Source organism: Chryseobacterium jejuense (assembly GCF_900100075.1).
Classification (GTDB): domain Bacteria; phylum Bacteroidota; class Bacteroidia; order Flavobacteriales; family Weeksellaceae; genus Chryseobacterium; species Chryseobacterium jejuense.
The window spans coordinates 453,949-470,540 of sequence record NZ_FNEG01000005.1; the positions used below are offsets into that span (position 1 = coordinate 453,949).

General features: G+C 35.1%; 14 protein-coding genes. 6 read left to right on the forward strand and 8 right to left on the reverse strand.

Going from position 1 to position 16,592, the window contains the following annotated elements; translation table 11 throughout:
- Nucleotides 1-17 precede the first annotated feature (17 nt).
- On the reverse strand, nt 18-689 hold the full coding sequence (gene trmD / locus BLS98_RS17240; protein ID WP_089737784.1) for a tRNA (guanosine(37)-N1)-methyltransferase TrmD: 672 nt from the start codon (nt 687-689) through the stop codon (nt 18-20).
- Nucleotides 686-1,948, reverse strand: coding sequence for an NAD(P)/FAD-dependent oxidoreductase (locus BLS98_RS17245; protein ID WP_089737786.1), 1,263 nt, complete (start codon nt 1,946-1,948; stop codon nt 686-688). The genes trmD and BLS98_RS17245 overlap by 4 nt, the downstream gene beginning before the upstream one ends.
- Before the next feature lie 65 nt (nt 1,949-2,013).
- On the opposite strand from BLS98_RS17245, the gene BLS98_RS17250 reads away from it, so the two are divergent.
- The gene (locus BLS98_RS17250; RefSeq protein WP_089737788.1) at nt 2,014-2,877 is read left to right on the forward strand and encodes a glycoside hydrolase family 25 protein; all 864 of its coding nucleotides are present in this window, start codon (nt 2,014-2,016) and stop codon (nt 2,875-2,877) included.
- A 150-nt stretch (nt 2,878-3,027) separates the two neighbouring features.
- On the opposite strand, the gene BLS98_RS17255 is transcribed toward BLS98_RS17250, so the two are convergent.
- Entirely contained in the window at nt 3,028-4,683 is a 1,656-nt protein-coding gene (locus BLS98_RS17255; protein WP_089737791.1) for an alpha/beta fold hydrolase, read from the reverse strand.
- Between the two features lie 149 nt (nt 4,684-4,832).
- Complete coding sequence (locus BLS98_RS17260; protein ID WP_089737793.1) at nt 4,833-5,345, reverse strand: 5' nucleotidase, NT5C type; 513 nt, start codon at nt 5,343-5,345, stop codon at nt 4,833-4,835.
- Between the two features lie 284 nt (nt 5,346-5,629).
- Here BLS98_RS17260 and BLS98_RS17265 point away from each other — a divergent pair, with 284 nt between their 5' ends.
- On the forward strand, nt 5,630-7,525 hold the full coding sequence (locus tag BLS98_RS17265) for an ABC-F family ATP-binding cassette domain-containing protein (protein ID WP_089737795.1): 1,896 nt from the start codon (nt 5,630-5,632) through the stop codon (nt 7,523-7,525).
- Between the two features lie 134 nt (nt 7,526-7,659).
- On the opposite strand, the gene BLS98_RS17270 is transcribed toward BLS98_RS17265, so the two are convergent.
- A complete protein-coding gene (locus BLS98_RS17270; protein WP_089737797.1) occupies nt 7,660-8,715 on the reverse strand; it encodes a Gfo/Idh/MocA family oxidoreductase in 1,056 nt (351 codons plus the stop codon).
- A gap of 183 nt (nt 8,716-8,898) precedes the next feature.
- Here BLS98_RS17270 and BLS98_RS17275 point away from each other — a divergent pair, with 183 nt between their 5' ends.
- The 3 genes from BLS98_RS17275 to BLS98_RS17285 all read left to right on the forward strand — a co-directional run bounded on the left by BLS98_RS17275 (nt 8,899) and on the right by BLS98_RS17285 (nt 12,656).
- Nucleotides 8,899-11,232 (forward strand): TonB-dependent siderophore receptor, encoded by a 2,334-nt coding sequence (locus BLS98_RS17275; RefSeq protein ID WP_089737799.1) that lies wholly within the window; start codon nt 8,899-8,901, stop codon nt 11,230-11,232.
- Between the two features lie 92 nt (nt 11,233-11,324).
- On the forward strand, nt 11,325-11,840 hold the full coding sequence (locus BLS98_RS17280; RefSeq protein ID WP_089737801.1) for a hypothetical protein: 516 nt from the start codon (nt 11,325-11,327) through the stop codon (nt 11,838-11,840).
- Between the two features lie 225 nt (nt 11,841-12,065).
- Nucleotides 12,066-12,656: an outer membrane beta-barrel protein gene (locus BLS98_RS17285; protein WP_089737803.1), complete on the forward strand. Its 591-nt coding sequence runs from the start codon at nt 12,066-12,068 to the stop codon at nt 12,654-12,656.
- Between the two features lie 100 nt (nt 12,657-12,756).
- Here the strand turns inward: BLS98_RS17285 and BLS98_RS17290 are convergent, their stop codons facing one another.
- Complete coding sequence (locus BLS98_RS17290; RefSeq protein ID WP_089737804.1) at nt 12,757-13,392, reverse strand: peroxiredoxin; 636 nt, start codon at nt 13,390-13,392, stop codon at nt 12,757-12,759.
- Nucleotides 13,393-13,488: 96 nt separating this feature from the next.
- Between BLS98_RS17290 and BLS98_RS17295 the strand changes: the two genes are divergently transcribed.
- Nucleotides 13,489-14,373 carry a mechanosensitive ion channel family protein gene (locus BLS98_RS17295; RefSeq protein WP_089737806.1) on the forward strand — a complete coding sequence of 295 codons (885 nt, stop codon included), beginning with the start codon at nt 13,489-13,491 and terminating at the stop codon, nt 14,371-14,373.
- A gap of 240 nt (nt 14,374-14,613) precedes the next feature.
- Here the strand turns inward: BLS98_RS17295 and BLS98_RS17300 are convergent, their stop codons facing one another.
- Nucleotides 14,614-14,910 carry a hypothetical protein gene (locus tag BLS98_RS17300; RefSeq protein ID WP_089737808.1) on the reverse strand — a complete coding sequence of 99 codons (297 nt, stop codon included), beginning with the start codon at nt 14,908-14,910 and terminating at the stop codon, nt 14,614-14,616.
- A gap of 274 nt (nt 14,911-15,184) precedes the next feature.
- The gene (gene sucC, locus BLS98_RS17305; protein ID WP_034694875.1) at nt 15,185-16,375 is read right to left on the reverse strand and encodes an ADP-forming succinate--CoA ligase subunit beta; all 1,191 of its coding nucleotides are present in this window, start codon (nt 16,373-16,375) and stop codon (nt 15,185-15,187) included.
- Between the last annotated feature and the right edge of the window lie 217 nt (nt 16,376-16,592).

Consider the following 16,592-nt stretch of genomic DNA (forward strand, 5'->3'; position numbering starts at 1 on the left):
TACCCTGTAGCGCCATATTAAAGGAGATCAGGGCGTTTTTCTTTAGTAATTCTTACTGCTTCATCGTGGCGCCATTCTTCAATTTTTCCAAAATTTCCGCTTAATAAGACTTTAGGAACCTCCAGTCCTTTATAGACTTCAGGTCTTGTATAAATAGGTGGCGACAAAAGATCATCCTGAAAACTATCTGTTAAAGCACTTTGTTCATCATTTAAAACTCCCGGAAGCAGTCTAATAATAGAATCAGCCAGTACACATGCTGCAAGCTCTCCACCGGTAAGCACATAGTCACCTATCGATATTTCTTTGGTAATATGAAGGTCTCTCACCCTCTGGTCTATTCCTTTATAATGTCCACAAAGGAAGATCAGATTATTTTTTATAGAAAGAGTATTGGCAATTTTCTGGTTCAGCGTTACTCCATCTGGTGTAAGATAGATCACCTCATCATAATCTCTTTGAGACTTCAATTCTGAGATACATTTATCCAATGGCTCTACCATCATCACCATTCCAGCTCCGCCTCCGTAAGGTTCATCGTCAATTTGTTTGTGCTTATTGATTGCCCAGTCTCTCAGCTGATGAAAATGTACTTCTGCCAGTCCTTTGTCCATTGCTCTCTTTAAAATAGAGGTTGTAAATGGACTTTCCATCAATTCTGGAAGTACGCTTATGATATCAATTCTCATTGTAATGTTCCGTTTTTCTTAGTAGGTATAATAATTAATCTTAAGGAAGAATCCTTGTTGATATAGCTCCACATCCAGTTGAAGAATATGGCCAGCTTATTTCGAACGCTCAAAATTAGCATTAAATGGAGAAACATCCAGAAATACCAGGCTAAAAATCCCTGGAATTTTATAAATGGTAAATCTACAACGGCTCTGTGCTTTCCTATAGTTGCTAAAGAACCTTGATCATCGTATTCATACTCTTTCCATTCACTGGAAGTTTTCTTCAACAGGTTCTTTCCTAAGTTTTTGGCCTGATTAATGGCTACATTGGCAACCTGTGGATGTCCCTGTGGATATTTAGGGGTTTCCATATAAGCAATATCTCCGATTGCATATACATTATCATACCCCTTTACTTTGTTGTATCGGTCTACGATATATCTGTTTCTTACTAATTTTTCTTCAGGGAATCCGTCAATTACATTTCCCGTAACTCCTGCTGCCCAGATTACATTATTAGAGGGTATTTCTTTCCCGCTTTTCAAATGTACTTTATCCCCATCATAATCTGTAACTACTTCTCCACTCATGAAGGTTACCCCAAGATCTTTAAGGTATTTTTCAGATTTCTCCTGGGCTTCACTGCTCATTACAGCAAGTGGTTTCTCTGTAGAACTTACGAGAATGATTTTCAGATGATCGAAATTCATATAAGGATAATCTCTCGGAAGAATATCTTTTTTCATTTCAGCAAAAGCACCCGCCAGCTCTACACCGGTTGGTCCGCTTCCTACGATAACGATATTCCAGTTCCCGTCATCACTGCGGCTTTTTTCAATAATCAGTTTTTCAAAGGTCATCAAAACGTGATTTCTGATACTGATGGCTTCCTGGGTATTTTTCATACCGAAAGCTTTCCCTTCAAGTTCTTTGTTACCGAAAAAATTAGTTTTACACCCTGTTGCAATGATGAGTTTATCGTAAGTAAATTCAGCCTCATCGGTAATGACTTTATTATTAGCAGCATCAATTTCCTTTACATCCGTCATCCGGAACTGAGTGTTTCTGGATTGCTGAAAAATCTTTCTGAATGGGAAAGAAATGTTGGAAGGTTCTATCCTTCCGGAGGCTACCTGATAAAAAAGCGGCTGAAACATATGATGGTTCATCCGATCCAGAACAATAACCTTTTTATTCTTGTTATTCAATGTTTTTGCAAGCTGCAGCCCCGCAAATCCTCCTCCTATAATGATGATTTTTTCGCGTGTTTCCATAATACACAAATTTACTGATTTTATTTAGCATTTAGTAGTGAAAAAAGTTAGTTTTGCAAAACTTTATGACACCAAAAAAGTATACCAAAAAAACTGCCAAACAGATCCATAAGAACAGACGGAACAGCTATTTTTTCCGCCGAAGGGTGATATTAGCCATTTTAATTGTAGCTTTAATCGGGACCGGATTTTATCTTAAACAATCCGTAAGCTATTACTATGCGTTGTACTTTAATAAATTCACCCATAGAAAACTTCACAACAGTGAAAAGGAAAGTTCAAGAATCCAAAGAATATTAGCCAACAATCTTGATAAGACCTATGGCTTTGATGTTTCTCACTATCAAAACAAGGAGGATATCAAATGGGACAGCCTCAGCATTGGCAATAAAACAATTCCTTTGGAGTTTGTTGTAATGCGGGCAACCATGGGAAATAAAAGTGCAGATAAACATTTTGATGAGTTTTGGGAAATGGCTAAAAAGCATGACCTGATCCGTGGAGCTTATCATTTTTACAGAGCTGATGAAGATCCGGTGATCCAGGCGAATAATTTTTTAGCGAATGTAAAACTGGAAAGTGGAGATTTACCACCTATTCTGGATATTGAAAAAATTCCGAAACGAAAGACGAATAAAAAATTAATAGAAGACCTGAAGGTATGGTGTAAAATCGTAGAAGAGACTTATGGTGAGAAACCTATCATTTACACCTATTATCATTATTATAAGGATTTTCTGAAAGGTGAATTTGAAGGCTACCCTTTATGGCTGGCTAATTATAATGATGTTCCTACTCCATCTCCAGATAGCCAATGGGATTTTTGGCAATTTACAGAAAACGGAATTGTTCACGGAATTAATACAAAGGTAGATCTTGATATTTACAATGGTAATTCCTGGTCTTTGAAAAGACTGACGTTGGATTGATAAGAAAGGAAGATGGATGCTGGAAGAAGGAAGCTTCTAGAGTCACCAATATCAATTTTAAATTTATTTTATAATGATCCAAAAAAAGCACCTTTTAATTTCAACACTGAAATTAAAAGGTGCTTTTTAAATTTATATTTTCCTGCTTATCTATTTCTTCCCAAGGAAGCTCAGAATGTCTGCATTCAGCTGATCCGGTTTTTCAAAAGGAACCATGTGGGTTGTATCTTTATAAATTCTTTTTTCTGCATTAGGAATTTGTTTGGAAATAAATTCTGTATGATCCGGCTTAATAACATCTCTATCTCCTGCAATGACAAGAACCGGGCTTTTTATTTTATTTAAATCTTCTTTACTGATATTAGGCTGTGTCAACATGATTTTTAAAAGTCTGCGTTCACCAAATGTTTCCTCAGGTGCCAAATCATTCAACTGTTTCATCTGATTGGTAAAACGTTCGATAAGCTTTTCTTCTACTCCTTCAGGAAAAGTGTTGGCTCCGATCGTTATCAATTTATTGAGACGTTCTGGATATTTCAGTGCAAACTCAAGCCCTGTATTTCCACCGTCACTCCAACCGGCAATGTTAATTTTATCAAGTTTTAACTCGTCTGCTAATGCTTTTACATCGTCTGCAAATAATTTATAGGTAAAATCTCTCTTGGAAGTATCTTTACTTTTTCCCTGCCCTCTTGTATCTATTGCAATAACCTTATATTGCTTGGATAGAACCGGAATCTGCTGATAATAATCTTTAATACTCCCTGAATTTCCGTGAAGCAATACCAAAGGTTCACCTTCCCCATAAATTTCATAGTACATATCGGTATCTTTCAGTTTCAAATACTTACCGGCCGAGTCATTTTTACCATATATAGACTGATTGGCTTCTTCTATATTTTTTGAGTTATCTGCCATCCATCCCTGAGAGATATCATCATCTGCATATCCACCATCGTCATCCTTGGTATCTTTTCCGTTTTTATCCATTTTAACATCGATATTTATAGCCGGTGCTGCAATCGTCATTTTTTTCCAGTCTCCATAGAACTCTCTAATGAATCCTGTTTTGAATAGTGCAGCACTTATTTTAATGCTTCCGTTAAATGCTTTTAAAAACTGAATTCCTACAAAAAACTTTCCTTTCACCCAGATGTTATGATCGTTAACATCAAGCGTATAAGTTCCGTCTTTAATCATATCTTCAGTAAGCTGTACTGTAATTTCTTCGTCCAATAAGTTTTCATCCGGGAAACCGTCTTTCTCGCTATAAATACTGTATCGCATCATAACTGGTTCCGTGGAAGTATAACGGGCAATATTCAGATTAATGTTCTTGATTTTGGATCTTTTCTTTGTATTAAATTGCAGCGCTGTTTCACCCAGAAAACCTGCTTTATCCCCTGCCGGATTAACGAAATATAAAACACTTTTAGTTTTCGTTTTTACACCCCAGTTTTTATCTACCAGTTTTTTAGGCTTAATGGCAATCTCCTTGATGGTTTTAGTTTTCTCATTTAAAAAAACTTTCTGCTGATCGTTTTTTTTGAAATTCTGTACGGTTTCTTCATACAGGTCATATCCCGGTACTTCGATTTTCACTTTTTGCTGTAGGTCCAGACCAGTAAGATCTATTGAAAAGTTTCCTTTTCCGTCTGATATGGTTCCGATAGTTTTCTTATCTACCCCAATCTTCACATAAGAAATAGGCTGATTTTCATTTTTAGAAATAATGGTTCCGGAAATGACCTGTGCATTGAAGGCTGAAACCGTGAGAATAAAGGATAAAACACTAAGTTTTTTCATGTTAAAAGTTTGATGCAAACATATCTATTTTATAACCATCAACATTCATAAGGCATTATTAAATTTAATCACCTTTTAGTTAAAATTATTCTAAATATTTCACATTTTAGAGCATCAATTCTAAAAAACATTTAAATATTACTATTCATCTATAAAATTTCCATGATTTCCTCCCATGAATTCACTCTTGTGTAGGTTTCGTTTTCAATCAGTTCATTATGAGGCTGTGTAAAGATCAGTCTCTGCCCTGAAAAATGGTCTAAATTCTTTGGATAATCATCAATCATTACATCTCCCGATACTACTTTCTTGCTTCCACAAAGAACAATCTGTTCCCAGGTGATGAATGGAAAATGCTCTGCAAGCCAATCATACTTTTCTCTTAAACTGTTTGGAAATTCCATTCCTGCCGAAACAATATACAGATCATACTTGCTATTCAGGTATTCTATGGCTTTCTGACTTCCTTCCATTACCGGCAATGTTCTGAAAAACCCCACCTCATTTACATGCTTTTTTCCATTGGGAAAGCTTTCTAGTTCGGGTTTTCCTGTCATACTATCAGGTTTCATCTCTGTTCCGGAATCTCTTTTTTCAAATTGAATCAGCTGATGGTATACATCTGCCATTACCCCATCCATATCAACAATCACTTTTTTCATTGCTTTAAGTCAGATTTTTATTATTTATTAAGGTATGAAGCCGGATGATGGCTGATCGTAAGCTTTACATATCAACAATCTTAAAATCATATGTTCAAAAATGACTTCCTGCTTCCAGCTCTTCTATCATCAAATTTACCGAATTGTTTTTTCAGATAATGGACACAGTTTATTAAGAAATCATAAATATTCATTTTTATAAAGGAGCTTCTGGAAAATTTTATGGTTACATTTTCGTATTTTTGCGGCTCAGTTCAAAATTAAAATCAAACTATTAATTCCCAATGAATTACGTTTCTGCAGAAAATCTTACCAAATCTTATGGCATCAAAGTTTTGTTTGAAAACATTTCCTTTCACATCAATGAGGGGGACAAAATTGCCATTGTTGCCAAAAACGGAAGTGGAAAATCCACCCTTCTGAAAATTTTAATGGGTAAAGAAATTGCAGACAGCGGCACTGCGATCATTAATAAAGATATCCAGGTTGTTTTATTCGACCAGGAAATCGATTTTGATTCCAATCTAAGCATTGATGAATTCATGATGACTTTGAATTCTGAACCAATTCTTGCGTTGAAGAACTACCATAAGTCTCTTCATTCTACAGATCATGACTTTATTGAGAAGGCCTTGGCTGATATGGAGGCCCACAAAGCCTGGGATCTTGAAAATGAGATGAAGCAAATTCTTTCTCAACTTAAAATCACAGATCTTGATGCTAAAATGGGGACCCTTTCCGGAGGACAGGTAAAACGTGTTGCCCTTGCTAAGTTATTAACTGAAACCAGAGCTGAGCACAAACACACACTCCTTATTATGGATGAACCTACCAACCACTTGGATGTGGATATGGTAGAATGGCTTGAAAACTATCTGAACAAAGCAAAAATCACTTTATTACTTGTTACCCACGACCGATATTTCCTTGATAGTGTTTGTGATATTATCTGGGAAATGGAAGATAGAAATCTTTATGTTCACAATGGTTCATATGCCACGTATCTTGAAAATAAAATGATTCGTGAGGATAACCTTAATGCAACTATTGATAAAGCCAACAACCTTTACAGAAAGGAATTGGAATGGATGCGCAGACAGCCCAAAGCAAGAACAACAAAGTCTAAAAGCAGAATTGACTCCTTTTACGAAACAGAAAAGGTAGCCAAAACCGATACAAGAAAACAAGGCTTAGAGCTGGATTTTGAAATGAAGCGTCTTGGAAATAAAATTCTTGAACTAAAACATATTGATAAAAGCTTTGGAAATAAAGTCTTATTAAAAGATTTCAGCTACCAATTTCAACGTGGTGAAAAGGTAGGTATCATCGGAAAAAATGGAGCCGGAAAATCTACATTATTGAACATCATCCAGGGATTTGAAAAAGTAGACAAAGGTGAAATTGAAACGGGAGAAACTATTTCTTTCGGATATTTCGCCCAGAAAGGTCTTACCTATAAAGAGGATGAGCGTGTGATTGACTTCATTAAGGAAATTGCAGAATTCTATCCATTAGCGAATGGAAAAAGTCTTTCCGCATCGCAGTTCCTTAGATTATTCTTATTTGATGACCAGACACAATACTCTCCTATCTCAAAACTATCAGGAGGTGAAAAGAGAAGATTACACCTGATGTATATCTTATATCAGAATCCTAACTTCTTGATTTTTGATGAGCCTACGAATGACCTGGATCTTCCTACATTAACAGTTCTTGAAAACTTCCTGCAGCAATTCCAGGGATCTTTAATCATTGTTTCCCACGACAGATATTTCATGGACAGAATCGTAGATCATGTTCTCGCGTTTGAAGGGGATGGAAAAATCAGAGATTTTGTAGGAAACTTCTCAGAATACCGGGAAGCAAGAAGCCGGGAGGAAGCTTTAGAAAAAAATACAGCTGTAAAACCTGAACCTGTAAAAGAGACTGTTGCTGTTACAGAAGCTCCTTCATCATCCAATTCTCAAAAAAGGAAATTAACCTTCAAAGAACAAAGAGAATTAGAAACCATTGAAAAAGAAATGCCTGAGCTTGAAAAGCAACGTACAAAAATTTTAGATCAGCTTAACAACGAATCTGATTATGAAAAAATAGCCAAGCTTTCTTCAGAACTGGAAACAGTTTCAGAAAAGCTGGAAAATCATGAGATGAGATGGCTTGAACTTCAGGAAATCCTGTAAAAATATAAGTTATGAATGAGTTCAACAAGTTTGAGAGTAAGAGGGTTTGAGAGTAGAAGAGTAGATAATTTCTACTTCTGGCTATCATTAACCTTGAACTTTAAACTTTGAACTCATTCATAATATATAATCATTTATAGTATAATGATCTTTTCTTCCTTTGCACTTTTCACTGATGCATCGATGATTTTCATATTTTGGATCACTTCTTTTCCTGGGGATGGTAATGGATATCCGAAAACAATATGTTCATAAATTTGTTGGTAATAATCCATATAATTTCCAGCTTCGCTTGAAGTAAATATTCTTTCTGTTTCTGAATTTCCGTTCAGATAATTTAAAATACCATCTGCTTCTTTCAAAGGCAGCATCCATTCTTTTCCGTAAACAGGAATGGCTCCCGCAACCAATTCATTTTCTTGATTATCCGTTCTTTCCTGCAGGAACGTTCCTTTATCTCCATGAATTTTGTAGGCATAATGATCTTCTTTAGTAAACACCGATGATTTTAGTCTTACTCTTAGATCATTTTTATAATATAACAGGATCTCAAAATAATCGTTTGCAAACTCCGATCCTTTCATAGAAAATACATCGGCGAAAAGTTTTTCAGGATAACCGAAATACTGTACCGCCTGATCTACAAGATGTGCTCCCAGATCATGCAATGAACCTGAACCTATCTGATCCGGGTTTTCTTTATGCTGCTTTCCGCTTGGTGTAGTACGGAATCGGTCAAAACGGATTTCTGCCTCTTTGATATTTCCTAATTTTCCTTCATTTAAAACTTTTTGTACTTGTTTAAAATCACGATCGAATCTTCTGTTCTGGTATACACTTAAAAACAGACCTCTTTCTTCCGCCAACTTTACGAGTTCTTCAGCTTCTTCTACATTTACAGTAAAAGGTTTTTCAACAATGATATTTTTCCCTGCTTCCAGAGCTTTTTTTGCATATTCATAATGGGTCTGAACCGGAGTATTAATAATCACCAATTCTACCTCTGTATTTTGCAGCATCTCTTCTACCGAACGATAAATAGCAGCCTCAGGATATTTTTCCTTAGACTCTTCTTTACTTCTTTCTACTACTGCAGAAATAAAAAACCCCGGATGTTCTTTTAAAAAGGGTGCGTGAAATACTTTTCCACTCATCCCAAAGGCACAAAGTCCTGCTTTTACCAGTTGCATATTTTAATTTTTCAACAAATATATTCATAAAAAAGACTGAATTATACGTCAACTATAAGGATAGAAACAATCCATATATTTCACCCTTAAAAGACATGATAAAAATCATAAATTAATTTTTATTCATTCTAAACAAATACTTACATTTGCGCCTTATTTAAAACTGTTCTACATAAAAATAAAATGAAAAGACAATTACTATCTTTAGGTCTTCTATTTATCGCTGTTTCAGTAAGTTCACAGCTAAAAAACGTTGAAGCAGATACGATCAGAACTCAAACGATTGAGGACATTAACCTTCACAAAACAGGGAATCCCAATCAGGCGAGACCATTATCTACAAAGTCTAATCTGACGGTAATGGAAAATCCTCAGCCTATTGCTATTGTTACTCACGAAATCATTGAGCAACAACAAGCAAAGCAATTGAGCGACGTCTTACAAAACGTAAACGGGTTGTATGTGACTTCGTCCAGAGGTAATGCTCAGGATAGCTTTGGAGGACGTGGTTTTGCTTTAGGAAATGATAATATTTTCAAGAATGGAGCAAGAGTAAACAGTGGAATATTCCCTGAAGTAAGTGGTCTTGAAAGAGTAGAAGTATTAAAAGGAGCTAATGCAATGCTTTTTGGTAACGCCGCTGCTGGAGGTATTATTAATATGATTACTAAGAAACCGAAATTTAATTTTGGAGGAAGTATAGGATTAAACGGTGGAAGCTGGAATTCTTACAAACCAACGGTTGATGTTTATGGTCCTCTATCTAAAAATATTGCCTTCAGAATGAATGGAGCTTACGAGTACGCTGAAAGCTTCAGAGATGTAGTACAATCTGAAAAATATTACTTCAATCCATCTTTCTTATTTAATATAAGTCCAAAATCTCAATTAATTGTAGAAGCTGACTACCTTAGAAATGATTCTACTCCAGACTTTGGAATTGGAGCAATTACCAATAGAGACGGTTCTTATCAAATGAACAATCTATTATCCAGAAATGCTTTCTTAGGAACAGATTGGCAATATCAGAATGTACAGCAGCTTTCCACCAACGTTACCTTTAACCATCAGTTTAATGAAAGATGGTCATTGAATGCAGTAGCATCTTATCAAAACTATACTAGGGATTATTTTTCTACAGAAAGAGTACAATGGGGATACGCAAAAGACTCTAATGATCTTATCTGGAACAGACCATTAAATAGAACTTATAATGAGCAAAACTATACTTCTGCTCAAATTAATCTAAATGGTGAGTTTAATACGGGAAGTATCAATCATAAAGTTTTAATAGGTGCAGATGCAGATTATGGTTCTTCAGATTCATATACTTACTATGACCCTAATATCCCCGATATAAAAAAAGCTGTATATGGAACTTCATATTTCTTTGGTACTAACGGAGGTAGCGGTTTACTAAACCTGAATAATCCATCGACTTGGGCAAGCGGGAAAATGCCGGACGCAAAAACATATGAAAAGAATAGGATCAATACAAGAAGAATTGGATTTTATGCTCAGGATTTCATAAGCCTTACCAAAGAATTTAAAGTATTGGCTGGTCTACGCTGGTCTTATATTGAGAATATGCCAACGATCAACACAAAGTTTACAATTAATCAAAAATCATTTGTAAATAATACGTCTACTTCAGATCAGGCTATATCTCCAAAAGTAGGACTGGTTTATATGCCTAATAATAATCTTTCTGTATTTGCCACATACACTAATTCGTTTGTTTCCAATGCAGGATATGTGTCTAATGAGATTAATAATCTGGACACTTCTGGGCAAATAACGGATGTACAAGCAAGAATACGTCAATTACCTCAACAGGGAATAAAACCAACGACTGTTGATCAGTATGAGATTGGTGCAAAGAAAAACTTATGGAATAATGCTCTGGCCATCAACCTTACATTATATCAGATCATTTATAATAACTATTATCAAAGTTATTTCTACACCTCTACTGATAGTAAAGGGATTACAACTATAAATACTCCAGATTCTAACCTAAAAGAACTTGCAGGAAAAATGAGAAGCCGAGGAGTAGAATTAGATATTACCGGTAACCCGACTGAAAATATTTCCATTATAGCTGGAGCTTCATATAATAACTCCGTATATATTGATACTCCTGATAAAGGGTATGTTGAAAATCAAAGATTGGTAAGAACTCCTGCTACAACAGCCAATGCTTCTATTTTCTATAAATTCACTACTTATGCAAAAGGATTAAAAGTAGGTGCAGGTGTTTATTATATCGGAGACAGAATTGCAGGCTGGAATGATTCAAAATCTACCAATATCAGCAGAAACGGTGTTACAAGAATGATGAATCTTAAAGATTATACTACTGTAATGGTATCTGTTGGCTACGAATGGAAGAAATTCTCTATCCAAGGAAGAGTGGGTAACCTGTTTGATGTTGTAAACTACAATGTTCACGAAAATTACTCTGTAAACCCTATCACTCCAAGAAATTATTATTTTACATTGACATACAAACTGTAGAATTAACTTTATAATTACTTCTTTATTAAAAGTGGAAATTGCATTTTTGCAGTTTCCACTTTTAAGATTTAAAAACAAAACAAAAAAACGATATGGATAAGATTAAAGACACAAGAAGTTTCATGAGAATTACACACCGTTATCTGGGATATTTTCTTGCAGGTATTATGGCTGTGTATGCCGTAAGTGGAATTATTTTGGTCTACAGAGACACCGATTTTCTAAAGAGCGAAAAAAAGTATGAAAAAACTTTATCTGCCAACCTGTCTGAAAAAGAACTAAAAAAAGAACTGAAGATGAAAGGTCTTGAAGTAGAAAAGACTGAAGGTTCTGTTCTTCACTTCAAAAGAGGAACTTATGATTCCTCAACAGGGGTAGCTAAGTATTCAAAAATGGAATTACCCTTCGTACTGGATAAAATGGTTTCCCTTCACAAATCACAGTCTAAAGATGCTATTGCGCCTTTAAGTGTATTTTTCGGCGTTGCTCTTTTCTTCTTTGTGATCTCTAGTTTCTGGATGTTTAATCCTAAGACAAAAGCCTTCAAGCGTGGAATCAAATTTACGATTGCAGGACTTATTATCTCTATTATTCTTTTATGTATTTAAGAATTAAGATTTTTTAAAACTTCAACAATATCCCTTTCCCGACCTCTTCGCATAATCATCATTAATTGTGAAATATTCAATAAATATATTAAAAACACACTTTCTATCTCATTGATATTATTAACATTAATTTAGAAAAATTGTCTAAAATTAAGAGTCTGGCACATTTATTGTTTTTTCTATAATTCGTGAATAATAAACATTTAATTATTAAAATAATAAATTATGAAAAAACTTATTTTAACAGGGATATTAGCTGTAGCAGGTTTAACAGCAACTGCAAACGCTCAGATTCAGAAAGGTAATTGGATGGTAGGGGGAAACCTTGCAGGAGCCAACTTCGGATTAAACAAAGGAGGAGGTTATGATTTTAATATCCAGCCGAAGGGAGCTTATTTCATTGAAGACAATATTGCAGTAGGAGGATATGTAGATCTAGGCTTCAAGGGAGCTAAAGATGCACCAAGTACTTTCACATATAATGTTGGAGCATTAGGACGTTACTACCTTAATCCTGGAGAGAAAGGAGTGAATAACTTATTGCACCACGGAAGATGGTTTTTAGAAGGTAATCTAGGTGTAGGAGGAACATCAATTTCTAAAGGAGGTTCTTCTTCTAACGGACTTAACTTTGGATTTGGTCCTGGTTATTCTTACTTCATCACTCCAAACATTGGTTTAGAAGGTTTAGTGAAGTACGATGCAAATGCAGGATTCGGAAACGGTGGATATACTAACAAAATTACATTTGGTTTAGGTTTCCAGATTTATCTTCCAACATCTAAAGCAAAACAAATTATCAACGACGTTAAGTAATCATTACTTATCTATACAAAAATGAAAGCGCCCCGGAAATAAATTCCGGGGCGCTTTTCGTACAAATTAAAACTAAACTATAAAAAATCAAATAAATAAATCATGTATTGGGTTGTGGCGTATATCTTAAATACGGCTTTATCTCCGTAACTCCTTTAGGGAATTTTTTGATGGCATCTTCTGTAGAAAGTGCCGGGGGAACAATAACATCTTCCCCATTCTTCCAGTTTACGGGAGTGGCCACCTGATAATTATCCACAAGCTGTAGGGAATCCAATACTCTCAGGATTTCATTAAAATTTCTTCCTGTAGAGGCTGGATAAGTAATAATAAGTCTCACCTTTTTAGCAGGATCAATAATCAATAAGGAGCGTACTGTTGCCGTTGCAGAAGCACTAGGATGAATAAAATCGTAGAGTTCGGAAACCTTTCTTTCCTTATCTGCTATAATCGGAAACTGTACATCTGTATTTTGGGTTTCATTAATGTCTTTTACCCAATTCTGATGATCCTCTACCCCATCCACACTTAAAGCAATTACTTTGGTATCTCTTTGGGCAAATTCGGATTGCAATTTAGAAGTATATCCCAACTCAGTAGTGCATACCGGCGTATAATCTGCCGGATGTGAAAATAGAATTCCCCACGAATCCTCCAGATAGTTATAAAAATTGATATCCCCTAAAGATGATTCTGCCTGAAAGTTGGGTGCTGTGTCTCCTAATTTGATTGACATAATATTTCGCATTTGTTAGTCTACAAATTTAGTAGACTTTTTGATACTAGCAAAATTTTTATGGAAAATTTATATCTTTAATGTAAAATTTTATTCATGGAGAAAACCGGGCTTACCTACATAGACTTGGTGTATAAGGTATTGGAAAGTTGGTATGTAACGTTTGCAGAGCTTACCCCAAAACTGATTGTCGGCATTTTAGTATTTACATTCTTTCTTATTACAAGTAAATACATGAGCCAAATTGCTGTAAAATTATTTCATAAATTCTTCCCCAAAAGCCAGAAAGAGAGCTCATTGGTAACCTTAATAAGTGTATTCAGATTTCTGATTATGCTGTTGGGAACATTTATTTCTCTGGAAATTATGGGATTCAGTGGTTTCCTGTGGAAGTTTATCGGAAGTTTGGGAGTTGCCGGAGTCATTGCCGGGGTTGCTTTAAAAGATCTTGTTTCAAGTATCTTTTCAGGAATGTTGATTGGTATTGACAAAGCCTTTAAAGTAGGTGATTATATTACGATCGGCGCTCATTCCGGAACCGTACAGGAGATAGGATTTTTAACGACTAAAATCCTTACAGATGATGGAAAGAAAGCCTATATCCCGAATCAGGTAGTTTTTAATGCACCGTTTTACAATATTACAGCTTCACCTCAACGCAGAATTATTTTAAATTTTGAAATTCCTGCTGATGAAGACATCAGTAAAGCACAGAAAAGTATTCTTGAAGTGGTTAAAAATCTTGACAATGTGGATAAGTTGGATACTGCAGAAGTTATTTTTACCGATCTGAAGCAAGGTTCTTTTAATCTGCAGGTTAAATTCTGGATCAAAATAGGGGCTAATTTAGCACAGGTAAAAAGTAAAGCTTATTTAGATATTAAGGAACGATTTGATGTGGATAAAATCCAGCTGGTGACTCCTACAAGTATTAGTATTACTAATGGAGAAAACAATTTACCTGAAAGCCAGGATAAATAATTTATTCCCCATAGATGTTTGTGGATAGATTAATAATTAAAAGCTGTTTCAATTTTTGGAACGGCTTTTTTTGTTGTAAACGCGAAGGCGCAAAGATTTTAGAACTTGCGAATACTTTTAAGGCGCAAAGATTTTATCTACGATAAAATTCCGTACTGCTGATAATCGCCACAAATGCACGAATAATTTTATTTTGAGCAACAGCCAAATTGTTCTTGTACCTGAATGAATTCCAACAGATTATTTATTCTTATGATTCTTAGGGATTGTAGCACTATCCTTTTTAGGGATTTTGGCAATAGAATCATTGTCTATCATAATAGGCTCTCCCATAATATAATCCTTATTCGTAACTGTAGAATCTTCTTCAATTACACCTACAAACCCCGTCGTCATACAAACCTCTTCTTTAGGTTTTAAACAACCTATTAAAAACAAGGTTAAAGAAAATAATGTGAATGCTATTTTATTATTCTGAAAATGAGATGGAATATATTTAAAGAATCGTTCCTTTAATTTTTCAGACGAATCAGTCATTTTCAACTGGTGATTATAAAACCTGCCACAGACCTGCTCTTCTTTTTTCTCTTCTATAATTTGTTGAATCTCCTGAGGTTGTTTTTATGTAAAGTCAATAACACATTTGTTGCAGGCAGAACAAAACCTTCCTTTGTCTTCTACAGACATGGATTTCCAATCTTCAGAGCATGGTTCCGGAATGTATAAATTTTTCATAAATACAGTTTCGTATACGCATTAAAAAACCGCTCCAGTTTTGGAGCGGTTTTCTATTTTATTTGAAAATTTTAGATTAAGCTAAAACTTCTTTTACTTTGTTTGCAGCTTCTTCTAAAGTAATTGCAGAGTGAACCGGAAGACCAGACTCATCAATTAATTTTTTAGCTTCTACAGCGTTAGTTCCTTGTAATCTTACGATCAATGGAACAGGAAGGCTTCCCATAGCTTTGTAAGCGTCTACAACACCTTGAGCCACTCTGTCACATCTTACGATACCTCCGAAGATGTTAATTAAGATTGCTTTTACGTTTGGATCTCTTAAGATGATTCCGAAAGCAGTTTGTACTCTCTGAGCATCTGCAGTACCACCTACGTCAAGGAAGTTTGCAGGGTTACCACCTGATAATTTGATGATATCCATAGTTGCCATTGCAAGACCAGCTCCGTTTACCATACAAGCAACGTTACCATCCAATTTTACGAAGTTAAGACCAGCTTCACCAGCTTCTACGTCCATTGGATCTTCTTCTCTTGTATCTCTAAGCTCAGCTAAGTCTTTGTGACGGAATAATGAGTTGTCATCTAAAGTTACTTTAGCATCTACAGCGATAATTTTGTTATCAGAAGTTTTTAATACTGGGTTGATTTCGAAAAGAGATGCATCAATACCTGTGTAAGCATTGTAAAGAGATGAAATAAATTTCACAAATTCTTTGAATGCATTTCCTTCAAGACCTAGGTTGAAAGCAATTTTTCTAGCCTGGAATCCTTGAAGACCGATAGCTGGATCAATCAATTCGTTGTGGATTAAGTGAGGAGTTACTTCAGCAACGTGCTCAATATCCATTCCACCTTCAGTAGAATATACAATTGTATTTTTCCCTTCAGCTCTATCTAAAAGAATAGAAACATAAAATTCTTTAGTTTCAGATTCTCCAGGATAATAAACATCTTCTGCAACCAAAACAGAGTGTACTTTTTTACCTTCAGCAGAAGTTTGTGGAGTTACCAACTGCATTCCGATGATATTCTGAGCGTTTTCTTTAAGTTTATCCATATTTGGAGAAAACTTAACACCCCCACCTTTACCACGACCACCTGCGTGAATCTGTGCTTTTACAACCCAAGCCTGAGCTCCAGTTTCAGCAGTCAATTTTTCAGCAGCTGCTACAGCTTCATCTACGTTGTTTGCAACGAAACCACGTTGGATAGCTACTCCATACTTTGATAAAATCTCTTTTGATTGATACTCGTGAAGATTCATATTATTTTTATTATTTTATTTTAATATTTAAAGGTTGACAAATTTACTAAAAATGAACAAGGTTAAAAAGAAATTTGTTGAACTTTTAATTCATTCTATTAAGTTTATGAGCAATCTTCATAGATTCGAAGCGGTGAATCTATAAATAATATGATAATGATCATAAAAAAATAAAATCCGAACCTCATATTCTAATGACATTTTAATCTCATTCTAA